The following is a 14184-nucleotide window of genomic DNA, read 5'->3' on the forward strand; positions in this document are numbered from 1 at the left end:
TTACGGTCCAATTATAGATGGAGGCGGTCCGCCGGACTGCAAGCGCTGATAAATGCTCGCCTGCCCGGGTCTTGAACCGCTAAAATCTCGCATTCACAGATCGAGTCGATCAACAGAGGATTCAAGTCATGACGGTGGTCAGCGTTGCACACGCCCTTGCCGGGAAGTTCCCGGAAGGCGGAGAAGTCACAGTCCGCGGGTGGGTCCGCACGGTGCGCGGCTCGGCTGGACTGGCCTTCGTCAACGTCAGCGATGGCTCGGGCTTTGCCCCGATCCAGGTCGTGGCCACCGAAGCCCTGTCCAATTTCGAGGACATCAAGAAGCTGACCCCGAGCTGCTCGGTGATCGCCACCGGCACCCTGGTCAAGTCGCAGGGCAAGGGCCAGAGCTTCGAGATCCAGGCGCAGAGCCTCGAAATCGTCGGCTGGGTCGAAGACCCGCTGACCTACCCGATCCAGCCCAAGCCGATGTCGCCGGAGTTCCTGCGCGAAGTAGCGCACCTGCGCCCGCGCACCAACCTGTTCGGTGCGGTCACCCGCATCCGTGACTGCCTGTCCAAGGCCGTGCACCGTTACTTCCACGAGAACGGCTTCTACTGGATCAGCACGCCCATCGTCACCACCTCCGATGCCGAGGGTGCCGGCCAGATGTTCCGCGTCTCCACGCTGGACATGGCCAACCTGCCCCGCACCAGCGATGGCCAGATCGACTTCAGCCGTGACTTCTTCGGCAAGGAAACCTTCCTGACCGTGTCCGGCCAGCTCAACGTCGAGGCTTACTGCCTGGCACTGAGCAAGGTTTACACCTTCGGCCCGACCTTCCGCGCCGAGAACAGCCACACCACCCGCCACCTGGCCGAGTTCTGGATGGTGGAGCCGGAAATCGCCTTCGCCGACCTGGCCGAAAACGCACGCGTGGCCGAGGATTTCCTGAAGTACCTGTTCCGCGCCGTGCTCGACGAGCGCGCCGACGACATGGCCTTTATCGCCGAACGCGTGCAGAAGGACGCCATCACCCGCCTGGAAGCCTTCGTCAACGCACCGTTCGAGCGCATCGAGTACACCGACGCGATCAGCCTGCTGCAGAAGTCCAGCAAGAAGTTCGACTACCCGGTTGAGTGGGGCCTGGACCTGCAGACCGAGCACGAACGCTGGTTGACCGAAGAGCACGTCGGCCGCCCGGTCGTGGTGACCAACTACCCGGAGCACTTCAAGGCCTTCTACATGCGCCTGAACGACGACGGCAAGACCGTCGCCGCGATGGACGTGCTGGCCCCGGGCATCGGCGAGATCATCGGCGGCAGCCAGCGCGAAGAGCGCCTGGACGTGCTCGACGCACGCATGGCGCAGTTCGGTCTGGATCCGGAGCACTACCAGTGGTACCGCGATTTCCGTCGTTATGGTTCGGTGCCGCATGCCGGTTTCGGCCTGGGCTTCGAGCGCCTGGTGGTCTACGTCTGCGGCCTGTCCAACATCCGCGACGCGATCCCCTACCCGCGCGCACCGGGTTCGGCGGAGTACTGATTCATCTGATCCAGTAACAGGAGGCGGTGCCGTTGACCTTGTTCTTCGCTCTTTGCTTCGTTGGCGTGGCCATTGCCGGCCTCAGCGCCTTCCTGATTTTCTGGCCGTTGACGCTGGTCCATATCCGCGACCGGCATCCGGCGCTGGCAACCGAATTCGGTGCCGGCGCCTTTCTCAAACCAGAGTGCCTGCGCTGGCTGCTGGGCCGCGGCTTTACCGGCATCGCCGACCGCTCGCTGTCCGGGTTGGCCACACCCGCCCGCATCGCCTTGTTGGTGATGCTCGGCGGACTGGGCATGGCACTGCTGTTGTGGCTTTTTTCGCAGGTAATGAAATGACTGATTTCGAGAACACTCCCGACCAGTGGTGGCTGGCACAGCTCGGCGGCACCCTGATCTGGGCGCGCCTGCGGGTCCGTCCAGGCGGCACTGCTGAAATCCTGGACAGCGATGGCAACACGCTGAGCTACGACAGCGAAGACACCGCCCGTGCACAACTGTTCGACGCCGAGTTCGTGGCCTTTGACGGCCTGGACGAAGAAGACGCGTTGCATCGTGGTTTCTCGCTGCACGAAGTGAGCCCGCCGCAGGGCGACGACGACACGCTGCGCGAGCGCATGGTGCAGCTGCTCGGCACCCGGGTCTAAGCGGCCTTTCGTGTTCGCCCAGCGCGCCTTCGTCGAGACCGAGCTGCTCTGGCTGGACCGCCTGCTGGCGCGCGATCCATTCGTGACCCTGCTGACCACCGGCGACGACGGCCTGCCCGAACTGACCCGCGTGCCGGTGTTGTACCGGCGCGAAGGGCACAAGGTCGAACTGATCGGCCATTGGGCCAAGGCCAACAAACAGTCCCGCCAGCTCGGCCGCGCCAAGGTATTGGTCAACGGCCCGCAGGGCTATGTCTCGGCCAGTTGGTACCCGGACAAGGAAAGCGCGGCGCGCGTCCCCACCTGGAACTACGCTGCCGCCGAACTGATCGGCGAACTGCACCGCTTCGATGACACGGTGGCATTGGCACAGCTGCTATCGGACACCAGCAACTTCTTCGAGGCCAGCGTCGGCCAGGATTGGCAGTTTGATGCCAGCCTGGACGATCACGCTCCATCGCTGCGCGCCATCGTAGGCTTCCGCCTGGACGTGCAGCAGATCCAGATCAAACTGAAACTGAGCCAGAACCACCCGCAGGCAAACCAGCTGGCGGTGATCGAGGCCTTGCAGGCCCTGGACACCCCTGACGCCCGCGAACTGGCGCAGTGGATGCAGCTGTATCGCAATGAACACGGCGACCAGCCTGATGCCTGAACCGCGCCCCGTTTCCCGCGACGCTGCCGTGCAAACGCGCAGCAGCGCCCTCCCCCTCAAGATCGCAAGGGAAGCTTCACCATGAAAGACATCCATAACCTGCTGCAGAAGAACCGTGAATGGGCGGACCGGATCGAGAAGGAAGATCCCGAATTCTTCCATCAGCTTTCCAAGCAGCAGAGTCCCGAGTACCTGTGGATCGGCTGTTCCGATTCGCGGGTACCGGCCAACCAGATCATCGGCATGGCGCCAGGCGAGATCTTCGTCCACCGCAACATCGCCAACGTGGTGGTGCACACCGACCTGAACTGCCTGAGCGTGATCCAGTACGCGGTGGACCAGCTCAAGATCAAGCACATCCTGATCGTCGGCCATTACGGCTGCGGCGGCGTGCATGCAGCCTTGAACAAGGTGCGCGTCGGCCTGGCCGACAACTGGCTGCGCCATGTCGGTGATGTCGCGCAGAAGCACGACGACATCCTGTCGCAGATCGACGACCCGGAGCTGCGCCACGCGCGCCTGTGCGAGTTGAACGTGATCGAGCAGGTAGTCAACGCCTGCCGCTCGACCATCGTGCAGGACGCCTGGGCCCGCGGCCAGAAGCTGATGGTGCACGGCTGGGTCTACAGCCTGCGCGACGGCCGCGTCAGCGAGATGGGCATTGATGTGGGTTCGCCGGAGGAGTTGCAGCCGGCGTACGAGAAGGCATTGTCGTTTGTGCCGCGGAAGGGCAAAAGGCACTGATCAGAGGAAGTCCCTGCCGAAGCAGGCTTCCTCCCCTCTCCCGCTTGCGGGAGAGGGGCTGGGGGTGAGGGCCTATCGCCCCAGCCAAGTCAAAACCCTGCCCTCATCCGCCCTTCGGGCACCTTCTCCCGCGTGCGGGAGAAGGGACAGAGCAGAAGCCAGAGCAAAGCCAAAACAAAGCCAAAGCAACAGCTAGAGCCAAAGCAACAGCAATAGCAGGAGCAAGAGCAAAGCCAAAGCCGCAACAGCCCCCTCCAGAACACCCCCAGCCCCTCACCAAACAGGCCCCGCATGCTCCCCCTACCCCTGAACCTGCTCGGCTGGATCGAAGAACACCGCCATCTCCTGAAGCCGCCGGTCGGCAACAAGATGATCGAGAACGGTGACTTCATCGTCATGGTGGTTGCCGGCCCCAACAGCCGCAACGACTACCATTGGGATGAGGGCCCGGAATGGTTCTTCCAGCTCGAAGGCGAGATGGTGCTGCGGATACAGGAGGATGGCGCGGTGCGCGACATCCCGATCCGGGCCGGCGAGATCTTCCTGCTGCCGCCACGCGTGCCGCATTCGCCGCAGCGCATGCCCGGTTCGATCGGCCTGGTGGTCGAGCGCAAGCGCCTGGACCACGAGCTTGATGGCTTCATGTGGTTCTGCCAGCAATGCAATCACAGGATTTACGAAGAGTTCTTCCACCTGAAGAACATCGAGACCGATCTACCCAAGGTCTTCGATCGGTTCCATGCATCCATCGAACACCGTACCTGCAGCCAATGCGGGGCCGTGCATCCACTGCCCAGACCGGTCACGCCAGAAGCCTGAGTGGTCGGGCGCGGTTACACTGCGGGTACATCCTCGACGTGTCCGCACCGATGAACGAAACGCTGTCACCCGCTCACGCCACCGCACTTGATGCTGCCGATCCGCTGCGCCACCTGCGCAGTCAGTTCCTGATCCCGCAGCACCAGGGCACCGATCAAGCCTATTTCGTCGGCAACTCGCTGGGCCTGCAGCCGCGCGGCGCACAGGCGATGGTGCAGGAAGTGATGGATCAATGGGGCCGCATCGCCGTCGAAGGCCACTTCACCGGTCCCACGCAATGGCTGAGCTATCACCGCCTGGTCCGCGATTCGCTGGCAGGCGTGGTCGGCGCGCTGCCGCACGAAGTGGTGGCGATGAACACGCTGAGCGTGAACCTGCACCTGATGATGGTCAGCTTCTATCGGCCGAGCAGCGAACGTCCGGCGATCCTGATGGAAGCTGGTGCCTTCCCGACCGACCGCCATGCGGTCGAGGCACAGATCCGCTTCCACGGCTTCAATCCGGCCACCGATCTGATCGAAGTACAGCCAGACGAAGCCAACGGCACCATCTCGATGCAGGCGATCGAGCAGGCCATCAACGCGCACGGCAAGCGCGTCGCGCTGGTACTGTGGCCGGGCGTGCAGTACCGCACCGGCCAGGTCTTCGATCTGGACACGATCACCCGCCTCGCTCGTGCGCACGGCGCTAACATCGGCTTCGATCTCGCCCACTCGGTCGGCAATGTGCCGTTGAACCTGCACGACGTCGCACCTGATTTCGCGGTGTGGTGCCACTACAAGTACTTGAATGCCGGTCCGGGTGCGGTTGCTGGTGCCTTCGTGCACGAACGCCATGCCAAGGACACCTCGTTGCCGCGCTTCGCCGGCTGGTGGGGGCACGAACAGGCCACCCGCTTCCAGATGGCACCGGAGTTCGTGCCCGAGCTGGGCGCCGAAGGCTGGCAACTGAGCAATCCGCCGGTGCTAGGGCTGGCTCCACTGCGAGCATCGCTGGCGCTGTATGACGAGGCGGGTATGGACGCACTGCGCACCAAGTCGCTGAAGATCACCGGCTACCTGGAAACCATGGTGCGTGCGCGCCTGGATCATGTGCTGCAGATCATCACCCCGGCCGAACCCGAGCGTCGTGGCTGCCAGTTGTCGCTGCGGGTAGCCGGTGGTCGTGCGCAGGGCCGCTCGCTGTTCGAGTACCTGCAATCGGTGGGCGTGCTCGGCGACTGGCGCGAGCCCGATGTCATCCGCATCTCGCCAACGCCTTTGTACAACCGCTACAGCGATGTCTACCGCTTCGTCGATGAAGTGGAAACCTGGGCTGGCGTCTGACCAACGGATTATTTTGACTTGAACACCCCCACCCCACGCAGCCTCACCCTGATCGGCGCCGGCCTGGCCGGCTCCCTGCTCGCCATCCTGCTGTCGCGGCAGGGCTGGAAGATCACCATCTACGAACGTCGTGGCGACCCGCGCATCGCCGACTACGAGTCCGGTCGCTCGATCAACCTGGCGCTGGCCGAACGCGGCCGTAATGCCTTGCGTCAGGCTGGCGTCGAAGACGAGGTGATGGCCAAGGCGGTGATGATGCGCGGACGCATGGTGCATCCGCGCGAAGGTACGCCCGATCTGCAGCGCTACGGCCGCGATGACAGCGAGGTGATCTGGTCTGTGCACCGCAAGGACCTCAACACCACGCTGTTGCAGCTGGCCGAAGAAGCCGGTGCAACCGTGCATTTCCACCGTCGCCTGCATACCGTGGACTTCGATGCCGGCTATGCCCGCTTCATCGATGACCGCGACGACCAGCCGCACGACATCCACTTCAACACGCCGTTGATCGGTGCCGATGGCGCAGGTTCGGCGCTGCGTGCGGCAATGAACCGCAAGCTGCCCTTGGGCGAGCGCATCGAGTTCCTCGATCACTCCTACAAGGAACTGGAGATCCCGCCAGCAGCCGATGGCAGCTTCCAGATCGAAGCCAATGCCCTGCATATCTGGCCACGCGGCAACTACATGTGCATCGCCCTGCCCAATGACGAAGGCACCTTCACCGTCACCCTGTTCCTGCCCAATGAGGGCGAGCCCAGCTTCGCAACGGTGCGCAACGGTGCCGAAGCGGAAGCCCTGTTCCAGCGCGACTTCGCTGATGCGCTGCCGTTGATACCGGACCTGCGCGCCGACTGGGAACAGCATCCACCCGGCCTGCTCGGCACGCTGTACCTGGAGCGCTGGCATCAGCGCGGCAAGGCGGTGCTGATCGGCGACGCTGCGCATGCAATGGTGCCGTTCCACGGCCAGGGCATGAACTGCGCGTTCGAAGACTGCGTGGTGCTGGCACGCTGCCTGGCCGAGCATCCCGGCACCGAAGAAGCCTTCGCCGCTTTTGAAGCCGAGCGCAAACCCAATGCCGCCGCCATCCAGCAGATGGCCCTGGACAACTACCTGGAAATGCGCGACCGCGTCGCCGACCCGAGCTACCTGCTGCAGCGCGAGCTGGAGCAAGCGCTGCAGTCGCGCTGGCCAACCCGTTTCGTGCCGCATTACACGATGGTCACCTTCCTGCACACGCCGTATGCGGTTGCCTTGGAGCGTACCCGCCTGCAGCAGACCATCCTGGCCGACGCCACCGTCGGCCACGACTCGCTCGACAACATCGACTGGGCCGCGTTGGAGCAGGTAGTCCACGACCGTCTGTCGGTACTGGAAGGAGCACACTGATGGCAGAGAGCTTCCTGTTCTACGATCTGGAAACCTTTGGCCAGGACCCGCGTCGCACCCGCATCGCCCAGTTCGCCGCAGTGCGCACCGACGCCAACCTGAAGGTCATCGACGAGCCGGTCAGCTTCTACGTCAAGCCGGCCGACGACCTGCTGCCCTCGCCGATTGCCACGCTTATCACCGGCATAACCCCGCAGCATGCGTTGGCCGAAGGTGTCAGCGAGGCCGAGGCCTTCGCCCGCATCAACGAGTTGATGAGCAAGCCGCAGACCTGCACGCTTGGCTACAACACGCTGCGGTTCGATGATGAGTTCGTGCGTTACGGCCTGTTCCGCAACTTCCACGATCCCTATGAGCGCGAGTGGCGCAGCGGCAACTCGCGCTGGGACCTGCTCGACATGCTGCGGCTTGTGCACGCACTGCGCCCGGATGGCATCAACTGGCCCAAGCGCGAAGACGGCGCCACCTCGTTCAAGCTCGAACATCTGGCGCTGGCCAATGACGTGCGCGAAGGCGACGCCCACGAGGCGCTGTCCGACGTCTACGCCACCATCGGCATGGCGCGGCGCTTCCGGGAGGCGCAGCCGCGCATGTGGGACTACGCACTGCGCCTGCGCGACAAGCGCTACGTCGGCAGCCTGCTCGACGTGGTGGCGATGGAGCCGGTGCTGCACATCTCCATGCGCTACCCGGCCAGCCGCCTGTGCGCCGCACCGGTGCTGCCGCTGGCCCGTCATCCGCACATCAACAACCGGGTGATCGTGTTCGACCTGGAAGGTGATATCGAACCGCTGCTCGAGCTGTCGGTCGAGGAAATCACCGCGCGCCTGTATACCCGCGCGGCCGACCTGCCCGAGGGCCAGCAACGCATTCCGCTGAAGGAAGTACACCTCAACAAGGTACCTGCGCTGGTTGCCTGGAATCATCTGCGCGATGCCGACTTCGAGCGCCTGGCCATCGATCCTGCGGTGATTGAAGCCAAGGCCGTGAAACTGCGCGCACTCGCCCCGCAACTGGCCGAGAAGGCCCGCCAAGTGTTCGCGCGTGAACGCGTAAATGACGGTCCGATCGACGCCGATGCATCGCTGTACGACGGCTTCCTGGCCGAAGGCGACAAGGGCTTGCTGAGCAAGGTGCGCACTGCACCGCCGGAAGCATTGGCCGAGCTGGAACAGCGCTTCCGCGATCCGCGCCTGCCCGAGCTGCTGTTCCGCTACCGTGCCCGCAACCATCCGCAAACGCTGGACGCGACCGCACACTCACGTTGGGACGCATATCGTCAGCAACGTTTCACCATTCCTGGCATGGCCGAGCAGACCTTGCCGGAATACGTCGCGCAGATTGCCGAATTGCGCGAGGAACACAAGGACAACCCGGCTTCGCTGGCCCTGCTTGATGCACTGGACCAGTGGGGCCACAGCCTGCAGGACACACCATGACCCAGTATTTCAGCGACGCCAGCTTCAAGTTCCTGCGCGGGCTGGCCCGCCACAACGACAAGACCTGGTTTGCCGAGCACAAGCAGCAGTACGAGGACCATGTACGCCAGCCCTTCCTGCGCCTGATCACCGACCTGCAGCCAGACCTGAGCGAAGTCAGCACACATTTCCAGGCCGATCCGCGCACTGTGGGTGGCTCGCTGTTCCGCATCTACCGTGATTCGCGCTTCTCCCACGACAAGGCGCCGTACAAGACCTGGCAGGGCGCACGTCTGTTCCATGAGCGCCGCAAGCAGGTGCCGGCGCCGTCGTATTACATCCACCTGGCACCGGGCGAGAGCTTTGTTGGTGCTGGCATCTGGCACCCCGAGCCGGACGTACAGCGCCGCCTGCGCCAGTTCATCCTCGACAACCCGGGCAGCTGGAAGGCCGCCGCGCATGCGCCAGCCACGCGCAAGCGCTACGAGTTCGAGAGCAGCGAAAAGCTGGTGCGGCCGCCGCGCGGCTTCCCGGCCGATTTCGAGTTCATCGACGACCTCAAGCACCGCAACTGGGTGCTGTGGCGTTCGCTGGACGACGAGGTGATGACCGGCCCGCGCCTGCGCCAGACCCTGGCCAAGGACCTGGCCGCACTCGGCCCGTTTGTCGACTACCTATGCGCCGCGCTGGACCTGGAATTCTGATTGGCGCGGGCTTCACGCAAACCAACCTGGTTTGCGGCACGCTTGGCGGCAACCTTCGACAGGAAGCCGCCATGACCAGCATCCACCTGCAAGTCTGGATCGATGCCCCGCTGGCCAACGTCTACAGCGGCCTGGCCAGCGCCGAGGGCCTGAGCCGCTGGTGGATACCGCACCAGCAATCCGTCATCGACGGCGACACCGTGATCAGCCACAACCCCGGTTCCGGCCATGGTGTCGTCGCGCTGAAGCCGCTGGAGATCATCCCCGAGCGCTGCGTCCGCTGGGAAGTGATCAGCCGCCACCCGCCACAAAGCCCGGCCTCGGCCTGGACCGGTACCGAAATCCGCTTCGACCTGTCACGCCGGGCCAGCCCCGGCGCCTGGCGCGGCCTGCCGCACGAAGGCGAGCCGATGACCGTGCTGGAGTTCCATCACCTGGGCTGGAACGGCGACAGCGAGTACCTGGGCTTCTGCAGCCAGGCCTGGGCCGAAACCCTGGTGATGCTGCGCCGTTGGGCCGAAGCCAGCATCCCCGCACATCCCTGATCCCGAGGACAGCAACGCAATGAAGAAGTGGATACTCGCCACCGTCATCGCCATCGCCGTACTGCTGGCCGCCTACGTGATCGGCGGCCCCTATCTGGCGATCCGCGGCATCAGCCAGGCCATCGAACAGCGTGACACCGGCAAGCTGGCGCGACACGTCGACTTCGGCGCGGTGCGGGTCAACATCAAGGCGCAGATCAACGATTACATCGTTCGCCGCGCCGGCAGCGACATGCAGTCGAGTCTGTTCGGCCAGGTCGCGCTGGGCGTGGCCGGCAACCTCACCGGCGCAGGTGTCGACACCTTCGTCACCCCGCTGGGCATTGCCGCCCTGCTGCAGGGCGACAGCCTGTGGAAGCGGACCATCGGCGATACCGTCGGCGGCGATACCTGGGCGCCGCCCTCGCCGGCCAAGCCGCTGGCCAATACCACCGGCCATTACGAATCGCTGTCGCGCTACACCGCCACGACCCACCTGGAAGACGGGCGCGAAGTCGTATTCGTACTCAGTCGCCAGGGGCTGCGCTGGCGACTGACCAATATCCTGTTGCCACTGGGACAGGCGCCGGGCTGACCGGCGCCATCTCCGTCAGGCAATCCTGCGCGGCTGCTCCTCGATCACACTGTCGGCGAGGAAAGCCTCCAGCGAATCATCCATCGCCTGCATCCACGGGGTGTGATGCAGCGGCGCCAACGTACCGGTCAATACCGAGCGGTAGCTGTAGTTGCGATAGCCGAGGATGTCGTCCTTCTTGTCGTGCTTCCACTGTTTGAACAGCGTGGCCACGGCCTCGACGTTGAAGTCCGGGTAGTCAGTGGCGTCAAGCAGATCCCGCACGTATTCGGTCTGGAAGTCGATGTCCTGCGCCGCCGAAGTCGTCGCCTCCTCACGCGCCAGCCAGGCGTCGCTGTCTGCACGCATTGCATCGCTCGCCGGCAGCGTGATCCTGCCAAGGATGACATCGCGCGCATACCAAGCCTGCGCATCGAACATGTTGAAGGTGTAGTACTGGTCCTGCATGCCCAGATAGATCAGCCTGGGGTTGTCGATCCAGAACACGCCCTTGTACAGATCACCGGGATACAGGCGATTGCGCGTGCGCAGGGTCAGTGCATCGGGCAGGAACGGGAAATGGTGCTGGTAGCCGGTGCACAGCACGATGGCATCCACGTCCTTGCTGCTGCCATCGATGAAGTGCGCGGTGTTGCCTTCAACACGCTGCAGCAGGGGCTTTTCTTCAAAGGCAGCCGGCCAGTCGTACCCGGTTGCCGCGCTGCGATAGCTGAAGGTCACCGACTTGGCGCCGTATTTGTAGCACTGGGTGCCGATATCCTCGGCCGAATAGCTGCTCCCTACCAGCAGCAGGTCCTTGCCAGAAAATTCGCAGGCATCGCGGAAATCATGCGCATGCAACACGCGCCCGGGGAAGCGATCCACGCCCTCGAAGAACGGCGCATTCGGGGTGGAGAAATGCCCGGTGGCAACGATCACTCGATCGAATTCCTCGGTCAGCAGTTCGTCTTTCTTCAGATCGCGAACGGTGACGGTGAAGCGCTCGCTTTCTTCCGAGTAGTCGACCCATTGCACCGCCATGTTGAAGCGGATCTGATCACGCACGCCGCTCTTTTCGATGCGGCCCATGATGTAGTCGCGCAGCACGGCGCGTGGCGGATAGGAGGCGATCGGGCGGCCAAAATGCTCTTCAAAACTATAGTCGGCAAACTCCAGCGCTTCCTTCGGGCCGTTCGACCAGAGGTAGCGGTACATGCTGCCATGTACGGGTTCGCCATAAGCATCCAGCCCGGTACGCCATGTGTAGTTCCACATCCCGCCGAGATCGGATTGCTTTTCAAAGCAGACGATCTCTGGCACTTCAGCCCCACCTCGACGGGCGGATTCAAAGGCACGAAGTTGCGCCAGGCCGCTCGGGCCGGCTCCAAGAATGGCGATACGCATGGTCATTCGGGTTGTTTCTCCTGTGTAGCTGCAGCCGCGTAAACGCGACGGCACTGCGCAAGGGCGCGTTATGCGCCGTGCAGGAGAGACAATGCGTCCAGTCCCGCGCGGCGCGCGAAACACCCGGCCGCCACGCAAGGCAGCGCGAAAGGGAATGGCAGGTACGTTGACGCTACCGGTCGGGGACAGGCCCCGCCCCTGGATCACCGGGTGGGTGCTGTGCGGGAGGGATCTGCTGCATTCGTGCAGATCAGGACGCGGCAGGATTACCGCTGGTTCAGCTTGGAACCCGCGAAAGCGACTTCATCCTAGCATGTGACGCATTTGTAGGAGCGGCGTAAGCCGCGAAGCTACAAATGTTGCCGAAGCGGCATTGGCTGCCATTGCAGGCCGCATGCATTCGGTCTTGTAACAAGCTTCGCGGCTCACGCCGCTCCTACAAACAACCGGTTCAATCCGGATTGGCCACACCATGCGGCACGTGGCCAGCAGCCACGTGCTGACGTGCACTATCGATATTGTGCTGGGAATCGTCGAAGAAGATGTCGGCTCCGAAGGCTTCAAGGAACGGGCCCTTGTGGCGGCCGCCGAGGAACAGCGCTTCATCCAGGCGCACGCCCCACTCGCGCAGGGTGCGGATCACACGCTCATGCGCAGGTGCCGAACGTGCGGTTACCAGCGCGGTGCGGATTGGTGCGGCTTCACCAGCCGGGAACGCCGCCTGCAAGGCATGCAATGCGGACAGGAAGTTGCGGAAGGGGCCACCGCTGAGCGGCTCATGCGCGCGCTCGCGCTCATGGCGACCGAATGCTTCCACGCCCTGCTCGCGCGAGATGCGTTCGCTTTCGTCGCCGAAGATAACCGCATCACCATCGAAGGCGATGCGCAGCTGGGTTTTGGAGCGACCGGTATCGGTCGCGGCAGCCGAAGCAGCAGCGACGTCCTGGGCGCTCTGCGGCAGGATCGTCGCCGCGGCAATACCATTGACCAGTGCGCGTCGCACCGAGTCCGGGTTGGCCGACAGGAACAGATCGGTGCCGAACGGCTTGACGTAAGGCCATGTCGGCTCACCGGCGGTGAAGGTGGCTCGCACGATATCCAGCTTGTAGTGCTGGATGGAGTTGAAGATACGCAGGCCGGTATCGGCGGAATTGCGCGACAGCAGGATCACCTCCACGCGCGGCGTCTCCACCGGCGCACCATCATTGAGCGCCAACAGCTTGCGCACCACCGGGAAGGCAACGCCGGGCTTGAGCACATCATCCTCGTGCGCGCGCTGGTAGGCGGCATAGGCCTCCAGACCTTCGCGTTCGAACAGGGCGTGGCCTTCTTCGAGATCGAACAGTGCGCGCGAAGTAACCGCAACGGTGAGAAGCCGGGGAGTGTTGTCACCCATGGACGATGAACCCAATACGATCAAGGAACGGGACCCAGTCTACCCGGAAGCGGCCCCGCTGCTGCGATTCCGTCCCTCAGACCATGAACTGCTCGCTCAGGATGCGCTCTTCGAGGTTGTGCTCGGGGTCGAACAGCAAGGTCACCTGGCGCTCGCGCGATTCACGGATGGTCACTTCCACCACATCGCGGGTTTCATGCGAATCGGCGGTGACGCTGACCGGGCGTTTGTAGGGGTCGAGCACGCGGAAACGCACTTCGGTCTCGGCCTTGAGGATGGCGCCACGCCAACGGCGCGGCCGATACGGGGCCAACGGGGTCAAGGCGATGGTGTTCGAACCCAGCGGCAGGATCGGGCCATGCGCCGAGTAGTTGTAAGCAGTGCTGCCGGCCGGCGTGGACACCAGCACGCCGTCGCAGATCAGCTCTTCCACCCGCTGCTGGCCGTTGAGATCGATGCCGATATGCGCGGCCTGGCGGGTCTGGCGCAGCATTGAGACGTCGTTGTAAGCCAAAGAGCCGGTGGTGGTTCCGGATTCGGTCAACGCAATCATTTCCAGCGGACGCAGGTGGGCCGGCTCGGCCAAGGCCAGGCGCTGGATCAGATCGTCTTCGCGATGGTGGTTCATCAGGAAGCCGACGGTGCCCAGCTTCATGCCAAACACAGGCTTACCCTTGCCGCCATGGCGATGCAGGGTCTGCAGCATGAAGCCGTCGCCACCCAGCGGGCAGATCACGTCCGCGTCTTCCGGGTTGTGATCGCCGTAGCGGGCAGCCAGGCTGACACGGGCCTGCTGGGCAGTCTCGACGGTGCTGGCGAGGAATGCGATTCGGGGGGACACGTGCGCGTCTTTTCGTTCGGCTTGGAGGGCGAGGATAACCTGCTGGTGTGCTGACTGGTGCTTTCGTTGGGGGCAAAAGCTAGAGCAGTAGTGCGAAGCCGCCCTCACCCCAACCCCTCTCCCGCAAGCGGGAGAGGGGCTGAAGCTGCAATTGCAGGCGGTGCTCGCGCTCGCAGATCGCTAGCCCCTCTCCCGCGCGCGGGAGAGGGGGTGGGGTGAGGG

The 14184-nt window shown here is 63.9% G+C and carries 15 protein-coding genes; 12 read left to right on the forward strand and 3 right to left on the reverse strand.

All coding sequences use genetic code 11. From position 1 onward, the window contains the following. Positions 1–128 precede the first annotated feature (128 nt). The 12 genes from asnS (at position 129) to QMX78_RS02180 (ending at position 10342) form a co-directional block, all read left to right on the forward strand. Positions 129–1523, forward strand: coding sequence for an asparagine--tRNA ligase (gene asnS, locus QMX78_RS02125; RefSeq protein ID WP_282266091.1), 1395 nt, complete (start codon positions 129–131; stop codon positions 1521–1523). Positions 1524–1555: 32 nt separating this feature from the next. Beyond that, positions 1556–1861, forward strand: coding sequence for a hypothetical protein (locus tag QMX78_RS02130; protein ID WP_282266093.1), 306 nt, complete (start codon positions 1556–1558; stop codon positions 1859–1861). Next, positions 1858–2169 (forward strand): hypothetical protein, encoded by a 312-nt coding sequence (locus QMX78_RS02135; RefSeq protein ID WP_282266095.1) that lies wholly within the window; start codon positions 1858–1860, stop codon positions 2167–2169. Before QMX78_RS02130 ends, QMX78_RS02135 begins: the two co-directional genes overlap by 4 nt. 10 nt (positions 2170–2179) lie before the next feature. Beyond that, positions 2180–2824, forward strand: a complete 645-nt coding sequence (locus QMX78_RS02140) for an FMN-binding negative transcriptional regulator (protein WP_282266097.1) — start codon at positions 2180–2182, stop codon at positions 2822–2824. A gap of 81 nt (positions 2825–2905) precedes the next feature. Beyond that, entirely contained in the window at positions 2906–3568 is a 663-nt protein-coding gene (can, locus tag QMX78_RS02145; protein ID WP_282266099.1) for a carbonate dehydratase, read from the forward strand. Positions 3569–3859: 291 nt separating this feature from the next. After that, entirely contained in the window at positions 3860–4387 is a 528-nt protein-coding gene (locus tag QMX78_RS02150) for a 3-hydroxyanthranilate 3,4-dioxygenase (protein ID WP_282266101.1), read from the forward strand. Between the two features lie 50 nt (positions 4388–4437). Next, positions 4438–5712 carry a kynureninase gene (kynU, locus tag QMX78_RS02155; protein WP_282266103.1) on the forward strand — a complete coding sequence of 425 codons (1275 nt, stop codon included), beginning with the start codon at positions 4438–4440 and terminating at the stop codon, positions 5710–5712. A gap of 18 nt (positions 5713–5730) precedes the next feature. Further along, on the forward strand, positions 5731–7101 hold the full coding sequence (locus QMX78_RS02160; RefSeq protein ID WP_282266105.1) for an NAD(P)/FAD-dependent oxidoreductase: 1371 nt from the start codon (positions 5731–5733) through the stop codon (positions 7099–7101). Continuing rightward, a complete protein-coding gene (gene sbcB, locus QMX78_RS02165) occupies positions 7101–8540 on the forward strand; it encodes an exodeoxyribonuclease I (RefSeq protein WP_282266107.1) in 1440 nt (479 codons plus the stop codon). The genes QMX78_RS02160 and sbcB overlap by 1 nt, the downstream gene beginning before the upstream one ends. Continuing rightward, complete coding sequence (locus tag QMX78_RS02170; protein ID WP_282266112.1) at positions 8537–9223, forward strand: DUF2461 domain-containing protein; 687 nt, start codon at positions 8537–8539, stop codon at positions 9221–9223. The genes sbcB and QMX78_RS02170 overlap by 4 nt, the downstream gene beginning before the upstream one ends. Before the next feature lie 71 nt (positions 9224–9294). Beyond that, positions 9295–9768: a hypothetical protein gene (locus QMX78_RS02175; RefSeq protein WP_282266114.1), complete on the forward strand. Its 474-nt coding sequence runs from the start codon at positions 9295–9297 to the stop codon at positions 9766–9768. 19 nt (positions 9769–9787) lie between these two features. Then, complete coding sequence (locus QMX78_RS02180; protein ID WP_282266115.1) at positions 9788–10342, forward strand: DUF2939 domain-containing protein; 555 nt, start codon at positions 9788–9790, stop codon at positions 10340–10342. Between the two features lie 15 nt (positions 10343–10357). On the opposite strand, the gene QMX78_RS02185 is transcribed toward QMX78_RS02180, so the two are convergent. The 3 genes from QMX78_RS02185 to QMX78_RS02195 all read right to left on the reverse strand — a co-directional run bounded on the left by QMX78_RS02185 (position 10358) and on the right by QMX78_RS02195 (position 13962). Next, on the reverse strand, positions 10358–11731 hold the full coding sequence (locus QMX78_RS02185; RefSeq protein WP_282266116.1) for an NAD(P)/FAD-dependent oxidoreductase: 1374 nt from the start codon (positions 11729–11731) through the stop codon (positions 10358–10360). Between the two features lie 445 nt (positions 11732–12176). Next, on the reverse strand, positions 12177–13121 hold the full coding sequence (locus QMX78_RS02190; protein WP_282266118.1) for a 5'-nucleotidase: 945 nt from the start codon (positions 13119–13121) through the stop codon (positions 12177–12179). Between the two features lie 76 nt (positions 13122–13197). After that, a complete protein-coding gene (locus tag QMX78_RS02195; protein ID WP_282266119.1) occupies positions 13198–13962 on the reverse strand; it encodes an NAD kinase in 765 nt (254 codons plus the stop codon). Between the last annotated feature and the right edge of the window lie 222 nt (positions 13963–14184).

Origin of the sequence: Stenotrophomonas sp. PS02298, from assembly GCF_029959445.1 — a bacterium.
Lineage (GTDB): Bacteria > Pseudomonadota > Gammaproteobacteria > Xanthomonadales > Xanthomonadaceae > Stenotrophomonas.